The organism is Tepidiphilus margaritifer DSM 15129 (assembly GCF_000425565.1).
Classification (GTDB): Bacteria; Pseudomonadota; Gammaproteobacteria; order Burkholderiales; family Rhodocyclaceae; genus Tepidiphilus; species Tepidiphilus margaritifer.
The window spans coordinates 235,280-257,111 of sequence record NZ_AUDR01000014.1 but is presented as its reverse complement, the minus strand read 5'-3'; the positions used below and the strand labels follow the sequence as shown (position 1 = coordinate 257,111).

Annotated in this window: 25 protein-coding genes, 1 other RNA gene and 1 pseudogene; 15 read left to right on the top strand and 12 right to left on the bottom strand. The window is 65.7% G+C overall.

All coding sequences use genetic code 11. The annotated features are described in order from the left end of the window. Positions 1-67 precede the first annotated feature (67 nt). Positions 68-493 carry a Fur family transcriptional regulator gene (locus tag H607_RS0103835; protein ID WP_037989430.1) on the bottom strand — a complete coding sequence of 142 codons (426 nt, stop codon included), beginning with the start codon at positions 491-493 and terminating at the stop codon, positions 68-70. Positions 494-591: 98 nt separating this feature from the next. Here H607_RS0103835 and H607_RS0103830 point away from each other — a divergent pair, with 98 nt between their 5' ends. Beyond that, entirely contained in the window at positions 592-1,299 is a 708-nt protein-coding gene (locus H607_RS0103830; protein WP_028874338.1) for a fumarylacetoacetate hydrolase family protein, read from the top strand. 7 nt (positions 1,300-1,306) lie between these two features. Here the strand turns inward: H607_RS0103830 and H607_RS0103825 are convergent, their stop codons facing one another. Both H607_RS0103825 and lgt read right to left on the bottom strand, forming a co-directional pair. Continuing rightward, positions 1,307-2,653: a malonyl-CoA decarboxylase gene (locus H607_RS0103825; protein ID WP_028874337.1), complete on the bottom strand. Its 1,347-nt coding sequence runs from the start codon at positions 2,651-2,653 to the stop codon at positions 1,307-1,309. A 4-nt stretch (positions 2,654-2,657) separates the two neighbouring features. After that, the gene (gene lgt, locus H607_RS0103820; protein WP_028874336.1) at positions 2,658-3,473 is read right to left on the bottom strand and encodes a prolipoprotein diacylglyceryl transferase; all 816 of its coding nucleotides are present in this window, start codon (positions 3,471-3,473) and stop codon (positions 2,658-2,660) included. A gap of 98 nt (positions 3,474-3,571) precedes the next feature. Between lgt and ilvD the strand changes: the two genes are divergently transcribed. The 7 genes from ilvD to H607_RS0103790 all read left to right on the top strand — a co-directional run bounded on the left by ilvD (position 3,572) and on the right by H607_RS0103790 (position 8,298). Continuing rightward, entirely contained in the window at positions 3,572-5,422 is a 1,851-nt protein-coding gene (gene ilvD / locus H607_RS0103815; RefSeq protein ID WP_028874335.1) for a dihydroxy-acid dehydratase, read from the top strand. A gap of 3 nt (positions 5,423-5,425) precedes the next feature. Continuing rightward, positions 5,426-5,635, top strand: a complete 210-nt coding sequence (locus H607_RS11610; protein ID WP_037989428.1) for a hypothetical protein — start codon at positions 5,426-5,428, stop codon at positions 5,633-5,635. Beyond that, positions 5,628-5,930, top strand: coding sequence for a cell division protein ZapA (locus H607_RS0103805; RefSeq protein ID WP_028874334.1), 303 nt, complete (start codon positions 5,628-5,630; stop codon positions 5,928-5,930). The genes H607_RS11610 and H607_RS0103805 overlap by 8 nt, the downstream gene beginning before the upstream one ends. Positions 5,931-5,944: 14 nt before the next feature. Beyond that, positions 5,945-6,126, top strand: a non-coding RNA gene (gene ssrS / locus H607_RS13785) — 6S RNA. A gap of 46 nt (positions 6,127-6,172) precedes the next feature. Continuing rightward, positions 6,173-6,973, top strand: coding sequence for a sulfite exporter TauE/SafE family protein (locus tag H607_RS0103800; protein ID WP_028874333.1), 801 nt, complete (start codon positions 6,173-6,175; stop codon positions 6,971-6,973). A gap of 6 nt (positions 6,974-6,979) precedes the next feature. Further along, on the top strand, positions 6,980-7,786 hold the full coding sequence (gene queF / locus H607_RS0103795) for an NADPH-dependent 7-cyano-7-deazaguanine reductase QueF (protein ID WP_028874332.1): 807 nt from the start codon (positions 6,980-6,982) through the stop codon (positions 7,784-7,786). A gap of 197 nt (positions 7,787-7,983) precedes the next feature. Further along, the gene (locus H607_RS0103790) at positions 7,984-8,298 is read left to right on the top strand and encodes a c-type cytochrome (RefSeq protein WP_028874331.1); all 315 of its coding nucleotides are present in this window, start codon (positions 7,984-7,986) and stop codon (positions 8,296-8,298) included. A 41-nt stretch (positions 8,299-8,339) separates the two neighbouring features. Here the strand turns inward: H607_RS0103790 and H607_RS0103785 are convergent, their stop codons facing one another. Both H607_RS0103785 and H607_RS0103780 read right to left on the bottom strand, forming a co-directional pair. After that, positions 8,340-9,485, bottom strand: a complete 1,146-nt coding sequence (locus tag H607_RS0103785) for an EAL and HDOD domain-containing protein (RefSeq protein WP_028874330.1) — start codon at positions 9,483-9,485, stop codon at positions 8,340-8,342. Then, entirely contained in the window at positions 9,482-10,507 is a 1,026-nt protein-coding gene (locus tag H607_RS0103780; protein ID WP_028874329.1) for a CDP-6-deoxy-delta-3,4-glucoseen reductase, read from the bottom strand. Before H607_RS0103780 ends, H607_RS0103785 begins: the two co-directional genes overlap by 4 nt. A 47-nt stretch (positions 10,508-10,554) precedes the next feature. Between H607_RS0103780 and H607_RS0103775 the strand changes: the two genes are divergently transcribed. From H607_RS0103775 to H607_RS0103765, 3 genes are all read left to right on the top strand, one after another. Next, positions 10,555-11,436, top strand: a complete 882-nt coding sequence (locus H607_RS0103775; RefSeq protein ID WP_037989426.1) for an NAD-dependent epimerase/dehydratase family protein — start codon at positions 10,555-10,557, stop codon at positions 11,434-11,436. A gap of 67 nt (positions 11,437-11,503) precedes the next feature. Next, positions 11,504-11,917, top strand: a complete 414-nt coding sequence (locus tag H607_RS0103770; protein WP_028874327.1) for a CopD family protein — start codon at positions 11,504-11,506, stop codon at positions 11,915-11,917. 9 nt (positions 11,918-11,926) lie between these two features. Continuing rightward, positions 11,927-13,084: a THUMP domain-containing class I SAM-dependent RNA methyltransferase gene (locus H607_RS0103765; RefSeq protein ID WP_028874326.1), complete on the top strand. Its 1,158-nt coding sequence runs from the start codon at positions 11,927-11,929 to the stop codon at positions 13,082-13,084. A 156-nt stretch (positions 13,085-13,240) separates the two neighbouring features. On the opposite strand, the gene H607_RS0103760 is transcribed toward H607_RS0103765, so the two are convergent. Together H607_RS0103760 and H607_RS11605 are read right to left on the bottom strand one after the other, a co-directional pair. Continuing rightward, the gene (locus H607_RS0103760) at positions 13,241-14,374 is read right to left on the bottom strand and encodes a PilT/PilU family type 4a pilus ATPase (protein WP_028874325.1); all 1,134 of its coding nucleotides are present in this window, start codon (positions 14,372-14,374) and stop codon (positions 13,241-13,243) included. Between the two features lie 19 nt (positions 14,375-14,393). Continuing rightward, positions 14,394-15,485 (bottom strand): type IV pilus twitching motility protein PilT, encoded by a 1,092-nt coding sequence (locus H607_RS11605; RefSeq protein WP_051240624.1) that lies wholly within the window; start codon positions 15,483-15,485, stop codon positions 14,394-14,396. Between the two features lie 72 nt (positions 15,486-15,557). On the opposite strand from H607_RS11605, the gene H607_RS0103750 reads away from it, so the two are divergent. The 4 genes and pseudogenes from H607_RS0103750 to H607_RS11600 all read left to right on the top strand — a co-directional run. Next, a complete protein-coding gene (locus H607_RS0103750; RefSeq protein ID WP_051240623.1) occupies positions 15,558-16,277 on the top strand; it encodes a YggS family pyridoxal phosphate-dependent enzyme in 720 nt (239 codons plus the stop codon). Further along, positions 16,274-17,092 carry a pyrroline-5-carboxylate reductase gene (gene proC, locus H607_RS0103745; protein WP_028874323.1) on the top strand — a complete coding sequence of 273 codons (819 nt, stop codon included), beginning with the start codon at positions 16,274-16,276 and terminating at the stop codon, positions 17,090-17,092. The genes H607_RS0103750 and proC overlap by 4 nt, the downstream gene beginning before the upstream one ends. Further along, a complete protein-coding gene (locus tag H607_RS0103740; RefSeq protein ID WP_051240622.1) occupies positions 17,092-17,685 on the top strand; it encodes a YggT family protein in 594 nt (197 codons plus the stop codon). The genes proC and H607_RS0103740 overlap by 1 nt, the downstream gene beginning before the upstream one ends. Then, positions 17,682-17,957 (top strand): annotated as a pseudogene (locus H607_RS11600) (DUF167 domain-containing protein); the annotation flags it as partial. The gene H607_RS0103740 and the pseudogene H607_RS11600, both read left to right, overlap by 4 nt. A 103-nt stretch (positions 17,958-18,060) precedes the next feature. Here the strand turns inward: H607_RS11600 and H607_RS0103730 are convergent. From H607_RS0103730 to H607_RS0103710, 5 genes are read right to left on the bottom strand one after another with little or no spacing between them, the layout of a single operon-like run. Then, complete coding sequence (locus H607_RS0103730) at positions 18,061-19,335, bottom strand: dihydroorotase (RefSeq protein WP_028874321.1); 1,275 nt, start codon at positions 19,333-19,335, stop codon at positions 18,061-18,063. Further along, on the bottom strand, positions 19,332-20,303 hold the full coding sequence (locus H607_RS0103725; RefSeq protein ID WP_028874320.1) for an aspartate carbamoyltransferase catalytic subunit: 972 nt from the start codon (positions 20,301-20,303) through the stop codon (positions 19,332-19,334). Before H607_RS0103725 ends, H607_RS0103730 begins: the two co-directional genes overlap by 4 nt. Then, positions 20,281-20,805, bottom strand: a complete 525-nt coding sequence (gene pyrR, locus H607_RS0103720; protein ID WP_028874319.1) for a bifunctional pyr operon transcriptional regulator/uracil phosphoribosyltransferase PyrR — start codon at positions 20,803-20,805, stop codon at positions 20,281-20,283. Before pyrR ends, H607_RS0103725 begins: the two co-directional genes overlap by 23 nt. Continuing rightward, positions 20,802-21,281, bottom strand: a complete 480-nt coding sequence (ruvX, locus tag H607_RS0103715; protein WP_028874318.1) for a Holliday junction resolvase RuvX — start codon at positions 21,279-21,281, stop codon at positions 20,802-20,804. Before ruvX ends, pyrR begins: the two co-directional genes overlap by 4 nt. Further along, positions 21,265-21,831, bottom strand: coding sequence for a YqgE/AlgH family protein (locus tag H607_RS0103710; RefSeq protein ID WP_028874317.1), 567 nt, complete (start codon positions 21,829-21,831; stop codon positions 21,265-21,267). Before H607_RS0103710 ends, ruvX begins: the two co-directional genes overlap by 17 nt. Position 21,832: the final 1 nt, after the last annotated feature.

Genomic DNA, 21,832 nt, shown 5'->3' with positions numbered 1-21,832 from the left:
AGTCCCAGGGGCAACGCTGCCAGACCGAGGCGACCGACGATGCCCAGCGTCCACAAGGATCGGGCGCTCATTCATTTTCTCCGGCGCGGCAGGCGGCGCACAGGCCGTGGATCACCAGCTCGACGCGTTCGGCGACATACCCCGACGGCAGCGGCGGCAGCGGCGGTGTGGGTGCGGGCAGGCAGCGCGTCTGAGCGCAGCGGCGGCACTGGAAATGGGCATGCGCTTCCCGATCTTCGACCGGCTCGTAGCGGGCGGCGCGCCCTACCGTCGCCAGCCGCCGTACCAAACCGTGGACGGCGAGCCAGTCGATCGCGCGATAGATGGTGACCCGATCGGGGACGTGATCGGAATTCCGGGCGAGATGCTCCAATACCTCATCGGGCGTGAGCGGCTCGTCGGCCTCCGCCAGACAGCGCAATACGGCCAAGCGCGCCGCGGTCACGCGGCCGCCGGCATCACGGATGCGCCGGGAAAAATCCGGATCGTTCATAGCGGGGCTTCGTTTGGGTCTTTTTGCCATTTTATTGCATTTTTACCTGACGTCAAGGCAGCGTAGAATCGCGCCGGAAGTCCAATGAGGAGTCGATCATGTCCCGTGAAGAATTCGTGATTCCTGCGCCGGCGCTGCCGGCGGTGCCGGTGGGCTGCGGCGGGCTCTTCCCTGTGCGCCGCATTTTCTGCGTGGGGCGCAATTACGCCGAACACGCACGCGAGATGGGAGGGGATCCGAGTCGCGAGCCGCCGTTCTTCTTCATGAAACCGGCCGACGCCGTCTGGCACCCCGGCGATGCCGACGCGCGCTGGCCCTATCCGCCGGCCACCCAAGAAGTGCACCACGAGGTCGAACTGGTGGTCGCCCTGCGCGGCGGAGGCCGGGAACTCTCCTTCGAGGAGGCCGAAGAGGCGATCTACGGCTATGCCGTCGGTCTCGACATGACGCGGCGTGACCTGCAGGCGGAGGCGAAAGCCAAAGGTCGGCCGTGGGACGTGGCCAAGGGGTTCGATGCCTCGCTGCCGATCTCCACCCTCTTGCCGAAGCCGGGCGAAGTGCTGCGCGACGGGCAGATCGGCCTCGAGATCGACGGTGCGCCGCGCCAGCGCGGTGACCTCGCACAGATGATCTACGACGTACCGGCGGTCATCGCCGAGATCTCGCGCTATTGGCGGCTCGCGGCGGGCGACTTGATCCTCACGGGAACGCCCGCCGGCGTCGGTCCCGTACGCCCGGGCGAGCGCGTCCGCGCCTGGGCGGAGGGCGTGGGCGAGCTCGCTTTCGTGGTGGGCGAGGCGGCTTGAGGCGGCGCTAGCGCGCGAGGCGACGCACTACGGAAGTCGCCTCGATGAGGCCGTCGCGCTCGTAGGCGTCGATGCGATCCTGCAGCTTGTCCGGCTCGTAGCGGTAATTGACCATGATCGCCCAGGATTGGCGCCAGCCTTTGGGGGAAGTGTCGGCGAGCCAGTTGAGCCGTTCGAGGCGCGCGCCGTTGCCCAGGTGGAAGCGCGCCACCGGGTCGAGGGCACGACCGTTCTCCGTGGCGAGCAGATAGCGGGCGGCGGCGCGCAGCAGCGGCGCGGCAAGCGCCTCGCGCCACGCTTCGGTGCTGGCGACTTCCGGCACCTCGAGGAGCCGCTGCAGGAGTTCCGTTCCTTCAGGGGCACCGGCGGCGCGCAGCTTGCGCCAGTCGGAGGCGGTAAAGGCTTGCGCGAGTGCCTCCGGATGCGCCCGGTACCAACGCACCAGCCCAGGGATGGGCGAGAGGGTGGCAAAACGCTCGAGTTGAGGAAAGTCGCGGCGCAGATCGTCGATCACCCGCTTGAGCAGGAAGTGACCGAAGGAAATGCCGCGCAGTCCTTTCTGCGTATTGCTGATGGAGTAGAAGATGGCCGTATCGGCCCGCTCAGTGGCAAAGAGCGGCGCCGAGACGTCGAGCAGCTGCTGCACGTCGCCCGCCAGCCCTTCGGTCAGCGCGACCTCGACGAAGATGAGGGGCACCGAAGGCATGCGCGGATGGAAAAACGCATAGCAGCGCCGGTCGGAATCGAGCCGGTTCTTTAAATCCTGCCAGGATTTGATTTCATGCACCGCCTCGTAGTGCATCAGGCGCTCGAGCACGTCGGCCGGGCTATGCCAGGTGATGCGCTGTAGCTCGAGGAGCGTCACGTCGAACCAAGAGGCGAGCAATCCCTGCAGTTCCAGGTCGAGCGGGGCGAGCAGAGGATCGTCGCGCAGAAATTCGAGCAGCTCGGCGCGTAGATCGACGAGGAAATGCACGCCCGTGTCGGAAGCGGAAAATTGGGTGAGGATGCGGCTGCGGGGGGTGCGCAGGCTCTCGCGCAGCGCCGCTTCCGCCTGCCACTGCGCATCGCTGCCGCGCGCTCTGCGGTAGGCCTCATAGGCATCGTCGATGCGCTCGGGTTCGGGGCCGAATTCGGTGAGCAGGATGCGCAGGAATGCCCGCCGGCCATTTTCGTCGAGTTCGGTATAGGTCTTGGCGAGCTTGGCGGCGCGCTGGCGCGCGCTCACCTCGCCGCCGATGAGATCGGCGCATTCGCGCAGCTCGTCGCGGATGCGCTCGAGCACTTTCTCGGGCGGCGGCTCGAACCAACCGCGCACCAGGGACAAGCCCTTGCTCAGAAGGTCGTTGCTCATTGGTTCATCCTTGCGTCGCAGGAAAGGAAGAATCGGGGCGTTGGCGTGCATACAGATACAGGACGGCGCCAGCCAGTAACATTGCCAGCGAGAGCCACTGCGCCGTGCTCAACGCCGGGGTGAGCCAGGAGAGGATGCCCGGATCGGGGGTACGGAAGCACTCACAGACGAAGCGGATGGCACCGTAGCCCATGAGAAAGACCGCGGCGACCCGCCCCGTGGGGCGGGGGCGGCCGGCATACCACCACAGCAGCACGAAGAGCAGCACGCCTTCGCCGAGCGCCTCATAGAGCTGCGATGGGTGGCGCGGCAGGGCATCGACCTGGGGATAGACCATGGCCCAGGGCAGGGACTCGGGGGCCGGACGCCCCCACAGTTCGCCATTGATGAAATTGCCCAGCCGCCCGAATCCCAGCCCGGGCGGCACGAGCGGGGCGACGAAGTCGGCTACTTGCCAAAACCCCATACCCTCACGTCGCGCAAAGAGCAACATGGCGACGATGGCGCCGACGAGCCCGCCGTGGAAACTCATGCCGCCACGCCAGATGGCGAAGATCTCGAGCGGATGGGCGAAATAGTATTGTGGCTGGTAGAAGAGCACCTCGCCCAGTCTTCCCCCCAGTACCACGCCGAGCACCCCGTAGAAGAGCAGTGTGTCGAGTCGCTCCCGCGTCCAGCGGCCATCGCCCAGACGATGGGCGTGGCGTGGCGCGAGCCACAGGAAAGTGAGAAAGCCGGCGAGGTACATGAGGCCGTACCAGCGTACCGACAGCGGGCCGAGCGAGAAAGCGACGGGGTCGAACTGCGGATGTACGAGCATGAACGAAAGACCGTTGCCTGAACCGGGGGTTCATTGTAGCCCAAGGCCGGTTCGGGACTAGAATAACGGACATCATAGCCGACGTTCGAGGACCTCCCATGCCGCAGTATCGCTCCCGCACCAGCACCCACGGCCGCAACATGGCCGGCGCCCGCGCCCTGTGGCGCGCCACCGGCATGAAGGAAGAGGATTTCGGCAAGCCGATCATCGCCATCGCCAACAGCTTCACCGACTTCGTGCCCGGGCACGTGCACCTGCGCGATCTCGGTCGCCTCGTGGCCGAGGAGATCGAAAAGGCGGGTGGCGTGGCCAAGGAGTTCCACACCATCGCCATCGACGACGGCATCGCCATGGGACACCAGGGCATGCTCTATTCCCTGCCTTCGCGCGATCTGATCGCCGATTCGGTCGAATACATGGTCAATGCGCACTGCGCCGATGCGCTGGTATGCATCTCCAATTGCGACAAGATCACTCCGGGCATGCTCATGGCCGCCTTGCGGCTCAATATCCCCGTGGTCTTCGTCTCCGGCGGCCCGATGGAAGCCGGCAAGGTGCGCTGGAAGGATCAGGACCTCTCGCTCGATCTGGTCGACGCCATGGTGAAGGCGGCCGACCCCAACGCGAGCGACGAGGAAGTCGCGCTCGTTGAGCGTTCGGCCTGCCCCACCTGCGGCTCCTGCTCTGGGATGTTCACCGCCAACTCGATGAACTGCCTCACGGAGGCATTGGGGCTGGCGCTGCCGGGCAACGGCACGCTCGTGGCCACGCACCGCGACCGCGAAGGGCTTTTCCGCCGCGCCGGGCGGCTCATCGTCGAACTCGCCAAGCGCTATTACGAGCAGGGTGACGAATCCGTGCTGCCGCGGCGCATTGCCACCCTGGCCGCGTTCGAGAACGCCATGTCGCTCGACGTCGCCATGGGCGGGTCGACCAATACCGTGCTGCACCTGCTCGCCGCGGCGCACGAGGCCGGAGTGCCCTTCACCATGGCCGACATCGACCGCATCTCGCGCCAGGTGCCCTGTCTGTGCAAAGTGGCTCCGGCGGTGAGCACGGTCCATGTCGAGGACGTGCATCGCGCGGGCGGTGTGATGGGCATTCTGGGCGAGCTGCAGCGTGCCGGATTGCTGCACGACGAGGTGCCCACCGTGCACAGCCCGACGCTGCGGGCGGCGCTGGCGCACTGGGACGTCATGCAGACTTCGGCGCTCGACGTTTTCGAGTTCTATCGCGCCGCTCCTGGCGGCGTGCCGACCCAGCGCCCCTTCTCGCAGGAGCGGCGTTATCCCTCGCTCGACATGGACCGTACCGCCGGGGTGATTCGCGACCAGGCCAACGCCTTTTCCCGGGACGGCGGGCTGGCGGTACTCTACGGCAACCTCGCGCCCAAGGGCTGCATCGTCAAGACGGCGGGCGTGGACGAGTCGATCTGGGTTTTTCGCGGGCGTGCCCGCGTCTTCGAGAGTCAAGAGGAAACCGTCGCAGCCATCCTCGGCGACAAAATCCAGCCCGGCGACGTGGTGGTGGTGCGATACGAAGGCCCCAAAGGGGGGCCGGGCATGCAGGAGATGCTCTATCCCACGAGTTATCTGAAATCCAAAGGCTTGGGGAAATCCTGTGCGCTCCTCACCGACGGACGTTTCTCCGGTGGAACCTCGGGTCTCTCCATCGGGCACGTTTCGCCGGAAGCCGCCTGCGGCGGCACGATCGCGCTCATCGAAGAGGGCGACACGATCGAGATCGACATCCCGCAGCGGCGCATCCATCTGGCGGTGGCTGACGAGGAGCTCGCGCGTCGGCGCGCGGCGATGGAGGCCAAAGGGGAGGCTGCCTGGCGTCCGGCTTCGCGCCAGCGCCAGGTCTCGGTGGCGCTGCAGTCCTACGCGGCGCTCACCACCAGCGCCGATACCGGGGCCGTGCGCGATCTCGGGCAACTGCGGAGGTAAGCGATGGAAACCGAACTCGCGCATCTCGAACGCCAGGCCGAGCGGCTCGCGCAGCTCGTCGAGCGTCTGAGCGCGCACAATCAGCGATTGCAACGCCAGGTGGCGCAGCTCGAAGCCGACAAGCGCATCCTTGAGGGTAAGCTCGCCCAGGCGATTCGTGGCATCGAGCGTGCCGTGACCCTGCTCGAACCGGCGGAGACGAGCGATGTCTGAAACGCACGTCGACGTGACCCTGATGGGGCGAACCTACCGCCTGGAGTGTGAGGCGGGCGAGGCGGAGCCGCTGGCCCAGGCGGCAAAACTGCTCGACGAGCGTATCTCCGCCCTGGCGAAACGCTCGGGGCTGAGCGGCGAGAAGCTGGTGCTATGGACGGCTCTGGAAGTGGCGCTCGACCTGGTCAAGCTACAGCAGCAGGGAGGGTTTGACATCACACGTTTCAAGCGTAGAATTGAGCTCATCGGTGCACGGCTCGATGGGGTGTTGAGTCAATACGATTGCCCCTTGTAGCCGTTGCCCTCAGGTTTCCCCTGCGGCGTTCGGGAGGGTCGTACGATCCTAGAACCAATATCGTGACGATGGGTCGCGGCCCCGAGAAACCGCCAGTGTGCGCGCCCTCTACGGGCGTGCCTGAGGCGGAAGGAAAGCGACCAACCTGAACCTCGGGTTCAGGAGCATCGGCCCGATCGGCGCTCGCGGGGGATCTCCTTCGCCAAACCCGGCTTAGTCCGGGTTTTTTCATGGGGCACGCGATGGACGCATGGTGGCTGGCCTATCCGCTGCTCGGTGCCGTGGTCGGCATCTTCGCCGGTCTGCTCGGTGTGGGCGGCGGGGCGATCATGGTGCCGATCCTCACCTCGCTCTACACCGCCCAGGGATTCCCGACCGAGAACGTCGTGCACCTGGCGCTAGGGACTTCCATGGCGAGCATCGTGCTCACCTCGGTGAGCAGCTCCCGGGCGCATCATGCGCGCGGGGCGGTGGAGTGGGGCGTAGTGCGCACCATGGGGCCGGGCGTACTCGTCGGCATTTTCCTCGCCTCGTTCATCGCTGCTGCTTTGCCCTCCCGGCCATTGGCGATCTTCTTTGCCTGCTTCATCGCCTACGTCTGCGTGCAGATGTTGCTCGACATCAAACCCAAGCCTTCGCGTCAGCTGCCCGGCCCCTGGGGGTTGGCGACCGCCGGCGCCGTGATCGGGGCGGTGTCGGCGCTGGTGGCGATCGGCGGAGGCTCGCTCACCGTCCCTTTTCTCACCTGGTGCAACGTGCCGGCGCATCGCGCCATCGGCACGTCCGCCGCCTTGGGGCTGCCGATCGCCTTCGCGGGCGCGATTGGCTATATCGTCATGGGCTGGGGACATCCGGGATTGCCACCCTATTCGCTGGGCTACGTCTATTTGCCGGCGGTGATCGGAGTGAGCGCCGTGAGCTATTTCACCGCCCCGCTGGGGGCTGCGCTCGCTCATCGCCTGCCGGTGCGCACGCTCAAGCGCATCTTCGCCTTGGTGTTGCTCGCGTTGCTCGCGAAGATGCTGCATTCTCTCTTCGGATGATCGACCATGAGTGAATTGTGGCTCGGACGTCAGGTGGCGGTTCCTTCGTCCTACGACCCCGGCGTGCTTACACCGATCGAGCGTGCGCAGACGCGCCGCGACCTCGATCCGCCGCCTTTCGTCGGTTTCGACGAGTGGCATGCCTATGAGCTCTCTTGGCTCGATGAGCGCGGCAAACCGGTAGCGGCGCTGGCGCGCTTGCGCGTGCCCTGCGATTCGCCCTGTCTCATCGAATCGAAGTCGCTGAAGCTCTACCTCAACGGCTTGGGCGGCACGCGTTTTCCCGAGGTCGAGGCGGTCGCGGCCACGATCCGGACCGATCTGTCGCGGGCAGCCGGGGCGTCGGTGGAGGTGGCGATTGCACCGCTCTCGGCTCGGCCGCAGCGCGCGCCGGGCTATCCCGAGGGGTATTGCGTCGACGAGCTGCCGGTGGAAATCGAGACCTATCGCTACGATCCGGCGCTGCTGCGCATCGCCGAGGAAACGCCAAGGGCGCAGCGGCTCGTGAGTCATCTGCTCAAGTCGAACTGCCCCGTGACGGGACAACCCGACTGGGGCTGCGTCGTCGTGCACGCCCTGGGACCGGTGATCGATCCAGCTTCATTCCTGCGCTACGTCGTCTCCTTTCGCGCGCAGCAGGAATTCCACGAACAATGCGTCGAGCGCATCTACCGCGACCTGTGGCGCCTGGGGATGCAGGAACTGATGGTGCTTGCCTGCTACACCCGCCGCGGCGGGTTGGACATCTCCCCGGTGCGCGCCTCGCGCGTCGGCTTGCTGCCGCACACTTTGCCCGAGGAGATCCGGCAATGAGTGCCGATTGTTGCGCTTCGTAAAAAGCGCTTGTTTTCCCCGGCGCCAGGATTAGGATGAATGATGTGGGCGCGTTCAGTTTGGGTTAACATAGCGCCTCGCGCCGCGGGAGAGGCCGCGGTTTGAGCGACGAAGACGCCGGCAGTGCCTCTCGCCGGTCGCTTCGAACTTTTTTCAGTGACTCAAAGGAGAGTACGATGCACAAGGCACTCTGGGTTGGCGCTGCGGCGCTGTTCCTGGCGGGTCCGGCGCTGGCCGCCGATGCGGTGGATGGCGAAGCGCTCATGAAGAAATACGGCTGCGTGGCCTGCCATGCCACCGACAAGAAACTGGTCGGTCCGGCCTACAAGGACGTGGCCAAGAAATACACCGAGGCCGACGTACCCAAACTGGTGCAGAAAGTGAAGAACGGCGGTTCGGGTGTGTGGGGGCCGGTGCCCATGCCGCCCAATGCGCAAGTGCCGGAAGCCGACATCGAAAAACTCGTTCGCTGGATCCTGACGCTGAAGTGAGATTGTCGCGCCGCGGTGCATTTCAGGACCGCGGCGTTTTTTCAGGCGTTGAGTCGGTCGGCGTATTCCAGCGCCGTGAGATGCGCCCGGTTCAGGACGGTGGGCGCAAGTTCGAGTTTTTCTGCATGATGACGCAGGAGGGTTGCATCGGGGCTTTCGCATGCTCGAGCGAGCTCGAGGAAAGGGGCGAATTCCCCTTGGCTGCGGATGAGCGCTTCTCGTATCGCCTCGCTCACGGTGATGTGCTGTAGTACTTCCGTCATTGGTATTCCCAGCAAGACGTCGAGGATGGAAAAGACGCCGCACAGAAACAGCTGTTCCGTCACCTCGGCAGAAAAAAATCCTTTGCCGATCTCTTCCATGAGTCGCCCCCGGACGAGGGACGTTTGGGCAAGGGCTTGCTGCGAGGGATGCTGCGAGGCATTGAGCAGCAGTAACGACAACCATTTCAGCAGATTACGGTAACCGAGGATCTGGACCGCGTGCCGGAACGAGGTCACTTCACACATCAGCCCCATCCCGGCCGAATTGATGTAGCGCAACAGGCGATAGCTTAGCGCGACGTCTCGTTTCAGGAGTTCTTCGATCTCGGCGAGGTCGGCGTCGTGTTGAAGTTTCTGGATGAGCTGCAAGACGATACCGAAGCTGGGCGTGGCGCGTTTCTGGGGTGTTTCTGGGGTGCTGTGCAGGAAGAACCAACCGCAGGCGCCGGAAAACCCTCGTGCGATGATGTCGGCGAAGGCAGCGGGATCGGTTAGGCCCCAAGCAAGCGCGATGCCCGGTGCCTGCCCGGGAACGAAACTGCGTCGTAGGTCGACCAAGGTGAAGCGCCAATCGCCCAGGGGAGGAACGGGACTTACGCCGTCATACCAACCGAGGCAGAGGGGAATCCCTTGGGCATGGACGAGAGGCAAGAGGGCCTGGACTTTGGGGTGGGTGAGGGCGGGAGCGGGGATCTCGAGAAAGGTCCCTTCGGGCCAGGACCAATCGAGAAGTTCGGGCCCCGGAACCAGGCGTCCGAAAGAGAGGAAGACCGTGTGTGCAGCCGGCCAATAGGGGCGCAAGCGGGTTAGTTCTTCGAGCGCGGCTTGCGTCGAGGAGGCGTGCAGGAACAGGCGGTTGGCGGTGATCGCCTGTTTGCGATTGACGGTGGGTTCGCGCGTCAGGACGGTGGCGCTGTCGCTCATGTAGGGCTCGTGGCGAAGGTGAATGCATCGCTGAAGAAAGAATCGGCATCCATGCCGTGGGCCAGAAAGTCGCGCCGCGCCGCTTCGATCATTGCCGGGGCGCCGCAGGCATAGACTTCGTGGCCGGCGAGTGTCGGCAGATCCTGTAGCACGGCGCGGTGCACGAGCGCGGTGCGCCCTTCCCAGCGATCCTCGACGAGGGGCTCCGAGAGTACGGGAACGTAGCGCAGCCAAGGATGTTCGGCGGTGAAGCGTTCGAGCCATTCGTGCCGATAAAGGCCGGCACGCGTGCGTGCGCCCCAGTAAAGCATGGTGGGACGGGCGATGCCGGCATGGTGCATGTGCCGCAGCATCGATTGGATCGGAGCAAATCCCGTACCGCCAGCGAGGAAGAGGATCGGTGCTTCGCTTTCCTCTCGCAGAAAGAAACTACCGAGCGGCCCCTCGAGTCGCAGCATTTCCTTGGGCTTCATCGCTGTGAAGACGTGCGTGGTGAAGCGGCCGCCGGGCACGAGCCGGATGTGGAGTTCGAGGAAATCGTTTTCCTCCGGGGCATTGGCGAGCGAGAAGCTGCGCCGCGCCCCGTCGGGCAGCAGCACGTCTACGTACTGGCCGGCCCGGAAGCGGAAATCAAGGCTCGCCGGCCGTTTGAGGGTGAGGATCATCACGTCTTCGGCGGCACGCTCCAGGTGTTCGACCCGGGCGGGGAATTTTTGGACCGGGAAGTCGTCGGCACGGCGCAGCTCGCGCACGGCGATGACGAGATCCGTGATCGCCCGGGCGCGACAGGGCAGGAACCAGCCTTGCGCTTGTTCTTCTTCGGTGAGCGCCGAGGCGGCCACGGGACCGGTGTATTCGACCCGGCCTTCGATGAGCCGGGCGCGGCAGGCGCCGCAGGCGCCGTCGCGGCAGCCGTAGGGCAACAGCAGGCCGGCGGCGAGCGCCGCTTCGAGCACGGTCTGATCCGGTGTGACGCGGAAGTCGGCGCCGGGATGGTCGACGATGCGGACGGTGGCGTTCATGGTAGGCTTGTGCATCCAGCGTGACGCAGAAATCGCGAAAGGATAGCATGAAGCGGGCAAGGAGATTGCTGGTGGTTGGGGCGGGCGACGTGGCGGCACGGGCGATGCGTTTTCTGCCTGCCGGGGTTCGCGTCGTCGTTGTGGTGCGTCGTCCCGAGGCGGCGACGGCCTGGCGTGAGAGGGGGGCGAAGGTGCTGATCGCCGATCTCGACGACCGGCGCAGTCTGTGTCGCCTCGCCGGGCTCGCGCCTTGGGTGTGGATGCTCGCACCGCCGCCAGCCGAGGGGACGGAGGATCCCCGCTCGCGGCGTCTCGCGGCGGCGTTGGCTCGCTGCGGAAGGCGCCCCCGCCGCCTGGTCTATGTCGGCACGAGCGGCATCTACGGCGATCGGGGGGGCGCTTGGGTGAGAGAATCCGATCCGCCGCGGCCGCAAACCGCCCGGGGAAAACGTCGTCTCGCGGCCGAGCACCGCTGGCGCGGCTTTGCGCGCCGTCTGGGGGTTCGCCTGACGATCCTGCGCGCGCCGGGGATTTACGCCGAGGATCGCTTGCCCTTGGAGCGGCTGCGCCGTGGCTGGCCGGTGCCGCGCGAGCCGGTATGGACCAACCACATCCACGCCGACGATCTCGCCCGTGCCTTGTGGCTTGCCACCTTCCGGGGGGCGAGCTTGCGCGCCTATCACGTGGTCGATCAAAGCGAGCTCACCTTGAGCGAATTCTACGAACGGCTCGCAGAAACCTTCGACTTGCCGGCACCGCCGCGCCTGCCCCTGGCCGAGGCGCTGGCGGCGGTACCGTCCGCCACGGCCTCCTTCATGCGAGAATCGCGCCGTCTGCGTTCCGAGCGGTTGCGGCGGGAATTGCGCCTGCGCCTGCGCCATCCGACGGTGGAGGGTGTGTTGGCGGCGCTCGCAGCCCATGGTAAGTAACGGATGAGTGGCTCGAAGAACCGTCGCGCAGGAGGTTATTCGAGGTGCCCAAAAGGAGAATCAGTCCATGCTGGTCGTCAAATCCCTGCACATTATCTTCGTCGTGAGCTGGTTCGCCGGGCTCTTCTACCTGCCGCGCATCTTCGTCAATCTGGCGATGGTCGAGAACGAGCCGGCGGTGCGGGCGCATCTCTTGGTGATGGCGCGCAAGCTCTACCGCTTCATGACGCCTTTGGGGGTGCTCGCGATCGTCTTCGGTCTGTGGCTGTGGTTCGGCTTCGACTTTTCCGGCGGCTGGCTGCATGCGAAGACGCTGCTCGTAGCCTTTCTCGTCGTCTATCACCTGGCGTGCGGCCGCCTGCTGCGCGCCTTCGCCGAAGGACGCAACCGGCACACGCATCGCTGGTACCGGGTCTTCAACGAGATTCCCGTGCTGGTGCTCACGGCGGTGGTGTTCCTCGCCGTGTTGAAACCTTTTTGAGGAGGCGGCGTGAGCGAGCGCTTTTTCGTCCCTTGTCCGCGGGGTCTGGAGGGGGTGCTCGCCCAGGAGTTGGCGAGCTTGGGGGTCGAGCGGCCCGAGCCGGCTTCTGCCGGGGTGGGGTTTGCCGGCGAGTTTGCGCTCGGTGCCTGGCTGAACCTGACGAGCCGCATCGCCACGCGCGTACTGTGGCAAGTGGGGGAAGGTGGCTATCGCAACGAGGACGAACTCTATCGCCTGGCCCGCGACGTTCCCTGGCCACGGTATTTCGCCGTGGAGCGCGCGATCCGCGTCGATGTGCGCGCGCAGCGCTCTCCTTTGCGTAGCCTCGAATTCGCGGCGCTGCGGGTCAAGGATGCGATCTGCGATCGATTTCGCACCCAGCTGGGCACGCGACCCAGTGTCGATACCGCCACGCCGGAAATACGCATCTGGGTTTTCCTGCAAGAGCGGCGCGCGCGGCTCTACCTCGACTTGAGCGGTGAGCCGCTCTACCGTCGCGGTTTCAAACGCTCGACGGTCGCCGCGCCCTTGAAGGAAAATCTCGCGGCGGGGATCCTTATGCTCACCGGCTGGCGGCCGGACGAGCCGCTGGTCGATCCGATGTGCGGCAGCGGGACTTTTCTGCTCGAAGCGGCGATGGCCGCGCGCGGCATCGCCCCGGGGCTCGCGCGGGGGTTCGCCCTGGAAAAGCTGGAAAATTTCGATTCGACGCAGTGGCAAGCATTGCGCCGGCGAGCCGAGGCGCTGCGCCATGATACGCCGCTGAAGTTATGGGGGTCCGACGTCGACGCGGCGATGATGGCAGCAGCGCGCGAGAACCTTGCCGCAGCGGGCTTGGAGGAGGCGGTGCACTGGCAGGTGGCCGATGTGGCAGAGCTGGTTGCCCCGGCACCGGAAGGCGTTTTGGTGGCCAATCCGCCCTACGGCGTGCGACTCGACGAGGCGCAGCGGCTGGCCGCGTGGTATCCGCGCCTGGGCGATGCCCTCAAACGCCATTGGACGGGCTGGCGCGCGTGGATCCTTACCGCCGATCCGGAATTGCCGCGCGGCATCGGGCTCAAGGCGAGTCGGCGCGTGCCGCTCTTCAACGGGGCGTTGGAGTGCCGCCTTTTGGAATACCGCCTCGTGGCTGGCCCGATGCGGCGGCGCGCCAGTACGCCGCCGTGAGGCATGCCCTCAGGGAGACGCTGAAGAAATGAGCGAGCGGGATGAAGCGCAAGGCGCACGGAGCGCAGCGACCGAGACATATCGAGTAGATAGGCGAGGGAGCGAGCACCGCGCAACGCAGCGATTCGCCCGCGCAGCCAATTATTCAGCGTTTCCTCAGAGGACGTCGAGGCCATCGGGCGGACGAATGTCGGGTTTGTCTTCCCGCTTGCTGTAGAGCTTGATCTGCAGCCGCAGGTCGTTGACCGAGTCGGCATAGCGCAGCGCGTCTTCGTAGCGAATGAGCCCTGCCTCGTAGAGGTCGAAGAGGGACTGGTCGAAGGTCTGCATACCCAGTTCACGCGAGCGTTTCATTACGTCCTTGATCTCGCCCACCTCCCCTTTGAAGATGAGATCGGCGATGAGGGGCGAGTTGAGCATGATTTCTACGGCTGGGACGCGGCCGGGGCCGTCGGCTCGTGGCAGCAGGCGCTGCGACACGAAGGCGCGCAGGTTGAGCGAGAGATCCATGAGCAGCTGCTGGCGCCGGTCTTCGGGGAAGAAGTTGATGATGCGATCGAGCGCTTGGTTGGCGCTGTTGGCGTGCAGCGTGGCGAGCGCGAGGTGACCGGTTTCGGCGAAAGCGATGGCGTAGTCCATCGTCTCACGATCGCGGATCTCGCCCATCATGATGACGTCCGGGGCTTGGCGCAAGGTGTTCTTCAGGGCGATTTCCCAGTTTTCGGTGTCGATGCCGATCTCCCGTTGCGACACGATGCAGTTCTTGTGCGTGTGCACGAATTCGATCGGATCTTCGATGGTGATGATGTGACCGAAGGAATTCTCGTTGCGGTAATCCACGAGCGCCGCAAGCGAGGTGCTCTTGCCGGTACCGGTGCCGCCGACGAAGACCACCAGGCCGCGCTTGAGCATGGCGATTTCCTTGAGAATGGGGGGCAGCATCAGCTCCTCGAAAGTCGGGATCCGGTCGGCGATGGCACGAAGGACCAAGGCGACGGCCCCTTTCTCGAGATAGGCATTGACGCGAAAACGCCCGATTCCCGTGGGATTGATGGCGAAGTTGCATTCCTTGGTCGCCTCGAACTCGGCGGCCTGGCGGTCGTTCATCAAGGCACGGGCGATTTCGGCGGTATGGACGGCGGTCAGCGGCTGTGCCGTTTGCGGAGTGACTTTGCCGTCGATCTTCAGCGCCGGGGGAAAATCCGGGGTGATGAAAAGGTCGGAAGCCTTTTTCTGCTTGGCGAGCTTGAGTAGGTCGTTGACGAAGCGCAGCGATTGGTCTTTTTGCATGATGACGGTCCTGAGCCGATTATTGCTTGGGTGGAATTCCACCAGCGACCTGGATGACGCGCGTAGGAGCAACTTGGAACTGATCCTTGTTCTGCGCCACCGACCGGGCTTCGTCGACCGAGATCACCTGCTGGCGCACCAGCTCCATGAGGCACTGATCCAGCGTCTGCATGCCGATGGCCTGATTGGTCTGGATGATGGAATACATCTGGGCCACCTTGTTCTCGCGGATGAGGTTGCGGATGGCGGCGTTGGCAATCATGATTTCATGTGCCGCCACGCGACCGGTGCCGTCCTTGCGCTTGAGCAGCACCTGCGAGATGACGGCACGCAGGGATTCGGAAAGCATCGATCGCACCATCTCTTTCTCGGCGGCCGGGAAGACGTCCACGATCCGGTCGATCGTCTTGGCGGCCGAAGAGGTGTGCAAGGTGGCGAAAACGAGGTGACCGGTCTCGGCGGCGGTGAGCGCGAGCCGGATGGTTTCGATGTCGCGCATTTCACCCACCAGGATCACGTCCGGGTCTTCGCGCAACGCCGAGCGCAGCGCATTCTCGAAAGAATGGGTATCGCGATGGACTTCGCGCTGGTTGATGAGAGCTTTCTTCGGCTCGTGGACGAATTCGATGGGATCTTCGATGGTGAGGATATGGACCGGTTGATGCGTGTTGATGTAATCGAGCATCGCTGCCAGAGTGGTCGATTTCCCCGAGCCGGTCGGGCCGGTGACGAGCACGATGCCGCGGGGCTGATCGCAGATGGTCTTGAACACAGGGGGGGCGGAGAGATCCTCCAAGGTGAGAACTTTGCTCGGGATGGTGCGAAAGGCCGCTCCCATGCCGCGGTCCTGCATGAACGCATTGACCCGGAAGCGGGCGATGCCGGGGACTTCGAAGGAAAAATCCGCTTCCAGATGCTCTTCGAAGTTCTTGCGCTGCGCATCGTTCATGATGTCGTAGACGAGCGCCTTGACGTCGGCATCGGCGAGCGTGGGGAGGTTGATGCGTCGGATGTCGCCGTTGATGCGCAGCATCGGCGGCAGGCCGGCGGAGAGGTGGAGGTCGGAAGCCTTGTTCTTGACGGAAAAGGCGAGCAGTTCGGTGATGTCCATACAGACTCCTGGGAGGCGGATGGCGGCGATGCTATACTCGATGCGGTCTTGGACTCGGAGTATGGCTTCGGAATGGCGATTGTAGCGGATTCACCGCATCGCGAGGAACTTTTGTGTCATCGGCTCGACGCGTTGCGTGCGCGCGTGGCCGAGGTCGAGGTGCGCGCCGGGCGTTCTCCCGGCTCGGTGACGATCGTGGCGGTGTCGAAGACCCAGCCGCCGGAATCCGTGCGTGCGGCTTTTGCCTGCGGACAGAGGGTATTCGGCGAGAACTATGTGCAAGAAGGCGTGGCCAAGGTCGAGGCGCTCGCGGATCTGCCACTCGAATGGCATTTCATCGGCCCGATCCAGAGCAACAAGACGCGCGCCATCGCCGAGCACTTCGCCTGGGTGCATTCCCTCGATCGGCTGAAAGTGGCCGAACGGCTGGCGGCGCAGCGGCCGGCCGCATTGGGGCCGCTGCAGGTGCTATTGCAGGCCAATGTGAGCGGCGAAGCGAGCAAGTCCGGCGTGGCGCCGGCCGAGGTGCCGGCGCTCGCGCAGGCGGTGGCGGCGCTGCCTGGTCTGCGTTTGCGCGGTCTGATGTGCATTCCGGAGCCGACGTCCGACGAGACCGTGTTACGTGCGCGCTTTCGCACGCTGCGCCATTGTCTGGAGGACCTGCGCGCGATGGGGCTCGAGCTCGACGTGCTCTCGATGGGTATGTCGGGTGATTTCACCCTTGCCATCGAGGAGGGGGCGACGCACGTGCGCTTGGGGACGGCGATCTTCGGGGAGAGGAAGAAACCATGAGAATCAGTTTTCTTGGCGGCGGCCGCATGGCCGAGGCCCTGATCGGCGGCTTGTTGGCGCGCCAGGTGGCGAGTGCGCGCGCAGTCCAGGTGATGGATCCCGACGCAGTACGCTGCCGGGCGCTGGAGGCGCGCTTCGGTGTGGCGGCGCAGCCGGTGCTCGACGATGCCTGGTTCGAGACCGACGTGATCGTGTTGGCGGTCAAACCCCAACATCTGCGCGAGGCCGTGGCTCCGCTCGCCGGCCGTCTGGGGCGAATCCTGGTGCTGAGCATCGCCGCGGGTCTGCCGCTGGGCGTGATCGGACGCTGGCTCGGCGGCCATCGACGGCTCGTGCGCGCCATGCCGAATACCCCGGCCTTGGTGGGGGCGGGAGTCACGGGGCTCTATGCCGACCCGAGCGTCGATACGCTGGGGCGCGAGGAGGCCGAGCGCATCATGGCGGCGGTGGGCGAGGTGCTCTGGGTCGAAGAGGAAGGCAAAATCGACGCGATCACTGCACTCTCCGGCAGCGGCCCGGCCTACGTCTTCGCCTTTCTCGAAGCCTTGCAGGCTGCGGGCGAAGCGCTGGGGTTCGACGCTGCCACTGCCCGGCGCTTGGCGCAGGCTACGGTCGCCGGGGCGGTGCGGCTCGCCCGGGAGAGCGAGGAGCCTTTGTCGCGCCTGCGCGAGAACGTGACGTCCAAGGGCGGAACGACGGAGGCAGCGCTGGCGCGCTTGAATGAACGCGGGTTCGCCGAGACCCTCCGTGAGGCGGTGTTCGCTGCTTACGCGCGCAGCCAGGAACTCGCGCGGCAGCTGGGCGAGGCGCCGTGATGATGGGACAGCAGCTCTTCGATCTGGTGTTCGGGACGCTCGCGCAGGCCTTTACCGCCGTGCTCTGGCTGCGGGTGCTGATGCAGGCGCAGCGCATCTCTTTCTACACCCCGCTGGGCCGCTTCGTCCTCGCGCTCACTGACTGGGCGGTCTTGCCGCTGCGCCGCGCCTTGAAGCCGCGCATGCGCTGGGACGTGGTGAGCCTGGGGCTAGCCTGGGCGACGCAATCGCTCTTCGTGCTGCTGAAGATGGCGGTGTTCGGTCAGCTCGCGCTCCTGCCGCTCGGCGGCCTCGCCGGTCTGGTGGTGCTTGGGGGGTTACTCGAGACGTTCTACGTGCTGGGGTATCTCCTCTTTTTCGCCGTCCTGTTCGCGGCGGTTTTGAGCTGGGTCAATCCTCATGCCTCGGCCGCAATGCTCACCGAGGCGCTGGTCGCGCCCTGGCTCGAGCCGATCCGGCGCGTCGTCCCGGTGATCGCTGGCATCGACCTGAGTCCCCTCGTCTTTCTGCTGTTGCTGCAGGTGCTGGCGATCGCCGGCGGACAACTGCGCTTTCTGCTGGTGCGGCTGTTGCTCGGTGGTGGGATGGGATGAGCGAGGCGCCGGTCCGCCTCGAGCGCGAGGCCTTGGTGGTGAGGCTGCACGTTCAGCCGGGCGCCAAACGCAGCCAATGGGCGGGATGCCATGGCAACGCGCTGAAACTGCGCGTGGCCGCGCCCGCCGTGGAAGGAAAGGCGAACGAGGCGCTCGTGCGTTTTCTGGCCGAATTCTGCGGCGTGCCGCGCTCGGCCATCGAGATCCTGCAGGGGGAGGCGAGCCGCACCAAACGCGTGCGCATCGCCACCCCGGATCCGCAGGCGGTGGCAGTCAGGGTGGCACGCTATGAGCGCCCGTGGCACGATATGCGCATCGCCACCCCGGATCCGCAGGCGGTGGCAGTGCGGCTTGCGACGATTGCTTCGCCGGTGCTCAGCGACTGAAGACCGGTCGGCCGCCTACCAGAGTGGCCACCACGCGCCCCTGTACCGTTTGCCCCAAGAGCGGCGTGTTCTTCCCGAGGCTTGCGAGCGACTCGGGCGTGACCTGCCAAGGGGCTTGGGGATCGAAGAGGCAGAGGTCGGCCACCGCGCCTGCTCCTAAATGTCCTGCCTCTTCCAGGCCGAGGAGCCGGGCAGGATGGTCGGTGATGGGGGCGAGCGCCGCGGCGAGGTCGAGCCCGCGCTCGCGCGCCCACGCGAGGGTGAGCGGCAGCAGCAGTTCCAGCCCGGTTGCGCCGGGTTCGCTCTCGGCAAAAGGTACGGCCTTGGCGTCGTCGTCGACCGGGGTGTGGTTCGAGTCGATCACGTCGATCAGCCCTTCGGCGACGGCCTGAGCGAGCGCTGCACGGTCGGCTTGGCTGCGCAACGGGGGGATCACGTGTGCGTGGGTGTCGAAGTGGCCGATGTCGTGTTCGCTGCAGACAAGGTGCAGCGCCGAGACGCTGGCGCTCACGGGTAGCCCCGAGGCTTTCGCCTGGGCGAGCAGCGGCAGCGAAGCGGCGCTCGAGAGGTGTTGCACGTGCAGACGCACGCCGGTGGCGCGGGCGAGTTCCAGTAGCCGCGCCAAGGCGATCGTCTCGGTGCAGGCGGGAACGCCCGGCAGGCCCAGGCGGGCGGCGACTTCCCCGTCGTGCGCGCAGCCGGCTGCCGCGAGCCATGGGTCGGAGGCCGTGAGCCACACGGGGAGATCGAAGGTCGCGGCGTACTGGAAGGCACGAAAGAGCGACAGGCTGTCGGCGATGGGTACGTCGGCCTGACCCAGGGCGACGCAGCCGACTTCAGTGAGGAGCGCCATTTCCGCGAGCCGTTCACCCTTGAGACCAAGGGTGAGTGCGCCCACCGGGTGCACGCGGGCAAGCCCCAGCGCTTCGGAGCGGAAACGCAGCATCTCGACGAGGCCGGCTTCGTCGAGCGGGGGATCGGTGTCGGGCGGGGTGACGACACGGGTGATGCCGCCGCCGACGGCCGCCTTGAGCTCGGAGGCGAGCGTGGCGCGATACTCGAACCCCGGCTCGCGCAAGCGTGCAAAGGTGTCGATGAGGCCGGGGCAGACGACCAGCCCTTCGGCTTCGATCGTCTGATCGGCGTGGAAATCCGGGTCCGGGCCGCGGCCGACGATGCGTCCGTCGGCGATCAGCAGATCGGCGAGCTCTTCCTGGTGGCGACGGGGATCGACGAGGCGGGCGCCGCGGATGCGCACTCTCATGCTTGGGCTCCTTGTCCGGCGAGCAGGCTCATCACCGCCATGCGCACGGCGATGCCGAAAGTGACTTGCGGCAGGATCACCGACCGGGGGCCATCGGCCACCGCCGAGTCGATCTCGATGCCGCGGTTGAGCGGTCCAGGGTGCATGACGATGGCGTCGGGCTTGGCGAGCGCGAGTTTCTCGGGCGTGAGCCCGAAGCGTTGGTGGTACTCTTCCTTCGAGGGCAGTAATGCCCCTTTCATGCGCTCGTTTTGCAGGCGCAGCATCATGACGACGTCGACGTCACGCAAGCCCTGGCGCAGATCGTGGAAGACCCGGGCGCCGAACTGTTCGAGCCCGACGGGCAACAGTGTTTTGGGGCCGATCACGCGCAGCTCGCCCACGCCCAGCGTGGTGAGTGCGGCGATCTCGGAGCGGGCCACACGCGAGTGGAGCACGTCGCCGACGATGGCCACCGTCAGCCCGGAGAAATCTTTCTTGTAATGCCGGATGGTGTACATGTCGAGCAGCCCCTGGGTGGGGTGGGCGTAGCGTCCGTCGCCGGCATTGACCACGTGGACGTGCTCGAGGCCGCGCTCGCGCAAGTGGCGGGCGATGAGGAAAGGCGCGCCGCTGCTCGCGTGGCGTACGACGAACATGTCGGCGTTCATCGCGCAGAGGTTGTCGATGGTATCGAGTAGCGACTCGCCCTTGGTGGTGGAGCTCGTACTGACGTTGAGGTTGATGACGTCGGCCGACAGCCGCTTGGCGGCGATCTCGAAGGTGGTGCGCGTGCGGGTGGAATTCTCGAAGAAGAGGTTGAAGACGCTCTTGCCGCGCAGCAAGGGCACCTTCTTTACCTCACGCTCGGTGACTTCGAGGAAAGGTTCGGCCATGTCGAGGATCTGGAGCAACACCTCGCGCGGCAGTCCGTCGAGGCTCAGGAGGTGCTGTAAGCGGCCATGTTCATCGAGTTGTGGGTGGCTCATCGCGCAGGGTCCGGAGGGTGAAGAGGCCCGCTTCGTCGCGGGCGAGTTCGAGCCGCTCGCCGGCGGGCAGCGGCTGGGGCAGGGTATGGGCCACGTAACGGGCGCAGATGGGGAGTTCCCGTTCGCCGCGGTCGACGAGCACGGCAAGTTCTACACGCGCCGGGCGGCCGTAGTCGAAGAGCTCGTTGATCGCTGCGCGTACGGTGCGGCCTGTATAGAGCACGTCATCGACGAGCAGGATCCGCGCATCCTGCACCGGGAAAGGGATGTGGGAGGCGCGCACGCGCGAGCGCCCCAGACCCCGCTGGGCGAGATCGTCACGGTAAAACGAGACGTCGATGCTGCCGAGCGCCTTGGAAGGGGCGAGCTCGCGCTGCAGCCGCTCGGCGAGCCAGGCTCCGCCGGAATGGATGCCCACCAGAGCATCGAACCGGTCGATGTCGGCAGCGAGCCGTTTGCGCAGCGTCGAGTAGAGGCCTTCCGCCTCGGGTATCGGGTTCATGCAGGCTCCTTGGTGGAGGCGACGGCATCGCGCCAAGGTGCGCCGTCGAAGAAACTTTGCAGGATGGCGCATGCCGCGAGTGCATCGCGTACCGGTTTGCGACGCCGCCAGTCGCGGTGGCCGGCTTCCACGAGTTGGCGTTCGGCCACACAGGAAGAGAAGGCTTCATCGACCAGCACCACGGGAAGCCGGTGGCGGCCGTGCAGGCGGCGGGCGAAGCGCTCGCAGCGCTGCCCGTGTTCGTGGTCTTGCGCTTCGCCGGGGCGGCCGACGACGAGGAGCACCGGCTGCCACTCTTCGACGAGCGCGGCGATGGCGGCGAAAAAGCCGGCCTCATCGCGCGAGGGAATCGTGGTGAGTGGCACCGCCAGGCGCAGCCCGAGATCGCCTTGGGCAAGGCCGGTACGCGCAAGGCCATAGTCGAAAGCGAGCACCGTTCCGCGCTGCGGCAGGGCCGATTCAACCGTGTCCGGCATGGATGACGAGATGGTGGAGGGCAACGCCCAGGAGGGCCAATGCGGCTTCGTAGCGCTGCTCCGGCTCTACCCCGAAGATGATCTCGGGGTCGGCCGGTACGGTGAGCCAGGCGTTCTGTGCGAGTTCCTGTTCGAGCTGACCGGGGGACCAGCCTGCATGCCCCAGCACGACGAGGAAGTCGTGCGGATCCTTGCCTTCGCCGATTGCCTGTAGCACGTCGCGTGAACTGGTGAGGGCAAGTCCGTGCGGCAACACCGTGGTGCCGTGCCAGGAACCGCCGGGACGATGCAGGACGAATCCGCGCTCCGTGGCGACCGGCCCGCCAAAGAAAACAGGGCGGACCGCGAGATCGGCTTGAGGGAGGGACAGGTTGATGCGCTCGAAGAGCGTCCCCAGGGTGATCTCGGTGGGGCGGTTGATGATCACCCCCATGGCGCCCTCTTCGGAGTGTTCGGCCAGATATACCACCGTCTGGGCGAAATTGGGATCGGCCATGTCGGGCATGGCGATCAAGAAATGATGTTTGAGGCTCACGTGGGATCGGCTCATG

What these genes read in the sequence shown, in the direction of transcription:
- H607_RS0103770 (WP_028874327.1), top strand. Translation starts at nt 11,504, where the DNA reads ATGCTGGTCGTCAAATCCCTGCACATTATCTTCGTCGTGAGCTGGTTC.
- H607_RS0103805 (WP_028874334.1), top strand. Translation starts at nt 5,628, where the DNA reads ATGTCTGAAACGCACGTCGACGTGACCCTGATGGGGCGAACCTACCGC.
- H607_RS0103725 (WP_028874320.1), bottom strand. Translation starts at nt 20,303, where the DNA reads ATGAGCCACCCACAACTCGATGAACATGGCCGCTTACAGCACCTCCTG.
- H607_RS0103710 (WP_028874317.1), bottom strand. Translation starts at nt 21,831, where the DNA reads ATGAGCCGATCCCACGTGAGCCTCAAACATCATTTCTTGATCGCCATG.
- H607_RS0103790 (WP_028874331.1), top strand. Translation starts at nt 7,984, where the DNA reads ATGCACAAGGCACTCTGGGTTGGCGCTGCGGCGCTGTTCCTGGCGGGT.
- ruvX (WP_028874318.1), bottom strand. Translation starts at nt 21,281, where the DNA reads ATGCCGGACACGGTTGAATCGGCCCTGCCGCAGCGCGGAACGGTGCTC.
- pyrR (WP_028874319.1), bottom strand. Translation starts at nt 20,805, where the DNA reads ATGAACCCGATACCCGAGGCGGAAGGCCTCTACTCGACGCTGCGCAAA.
- H607_RS0103740 (WP_051240622.1), top strand. Translation starts at nt 17,092, where the DNA reads ATGATGGGACAGCAGCTCTTCGATCTGGTGTTCGGGACGCTCGCGCAG.
- H607_RS0103800 (WP_028874333.1), top strand. Translation starts at nt 6,173, where the DNA reads ATGGACGCATGGTGGCTGGCCTATCCGCTGCTCGGTGCCGTGGTCGGC.
- queF (WP_028874332.1), top strand. Translation starts at nt 6,980, where the DNA reads ATGAGTGAATTGTGGCTCGGACGTCAGGTGGCGGTTCCTTCGTCCTAC.
- proC (WP_028874323.1), top strand. Translation starts at nt 16,274, where the DNA reads ATGAGAATCAGTTTTCTTGGCGGCGGCCGCATGGCCGAGGCCCTGATC.
- H607_RS0103730 (WP_028874321.1), bottom strand. Translation starts at nt 19,335, where the DNA reads ATGAGAGTGCGCATCCGCGGCGCCCGCCTCGTCGATCCCCGTCGCCAC.
- H607_RS0103830 (WP_028874338.1), top strand. Translation starts at nt 592, where the DNA reads ATGTCCCGTGAAGAATTCGTGATTCCTGCGCCGGCGCTGCCGGCGGTG.
- H607_RS11605 (WP_051240624.1), bottom strand. Translation starts at nt 15,485, where the DNA reads ATGGACATCACCGAACTGCTCGCCTTTTCCGTCAAGAACAAGGCTTCC.
- H607_RS0103750 (WP_051240623.1), top strand. Translation starts at nt 15,558, where the DNA reads ATGGCGATTGTAGCGGATTCACCGCATCGCGAGGAACTTTTGTGTCAT.
- ilvD (WP_028874335.1), top strand. Translation starts at nt 3,572, where the DNA reads ATGCCGCAGTATCGCTCCCGCACCAGCACCCACGGCCGCAACATGGCC.
- H607_RS0103775 (WP_037989426.1), top strand. Translation starts at nt 10,555, where the DNA reads ATGAAGCGGGCAAGGAGATTGCTGGTGGTTGGGGCGGGCGACGTGGCG.
- H607_RS11610 (WP_037989428.1), top strand. Translation starts at nt 5,426, where the DNA reads ATGGAAACCGAACTCGCGCATCTCGAACGCCAGGCCGAGCGGCTCGCG.
- H607_RS0103780 (WP_028874329.1), bottom strand. Translation starts at nt 10,507, where the DNA reads ATGAACGCCACCGTCCGCATCGTCGACCATCCCGGCGCCGACTTCCGC.
- lgt (WP_028874336.1), bottom strand. Translation starts at nt 3,473, where the DNA reads ATGCTCGTACATCCGCAGTTCGACCCCGTCGCTTTCTCGCTCGGCCCG.
- H607_RS0103785 (WP_028874330.1), bottom strand. Translation starts at nt 9,485, where the DNA reads ATGAGCGACAGCGCCACCGTCCTGACGCGCGAACCCACCGTCAATCGC.
- H607_RS0103825 (WP_028874337.1), bottom strand. Translation starts at nt 2,653, where the DNA reads ATGAGCAACGACCTTCTGAGCAAGGGCTTGTCCCTGGTGCGCGGTTGG.
- H607_RS0103835 (WP_037989430.1), bottom strand. Translation starts at nt 493, where the DNA reads ATGAACGATCCGGATTTTTCCCGGCGCATCCGTGATGCCGGCGGCCGC.
- H607_RS0103760 (WP_028874325.1), bottom strand. Translation starts at nt 14,374, where the DNA reads ATGCAAAAAGACCAATCGCTGCGCTTCGTCAACGACCTACTCAAGCTC.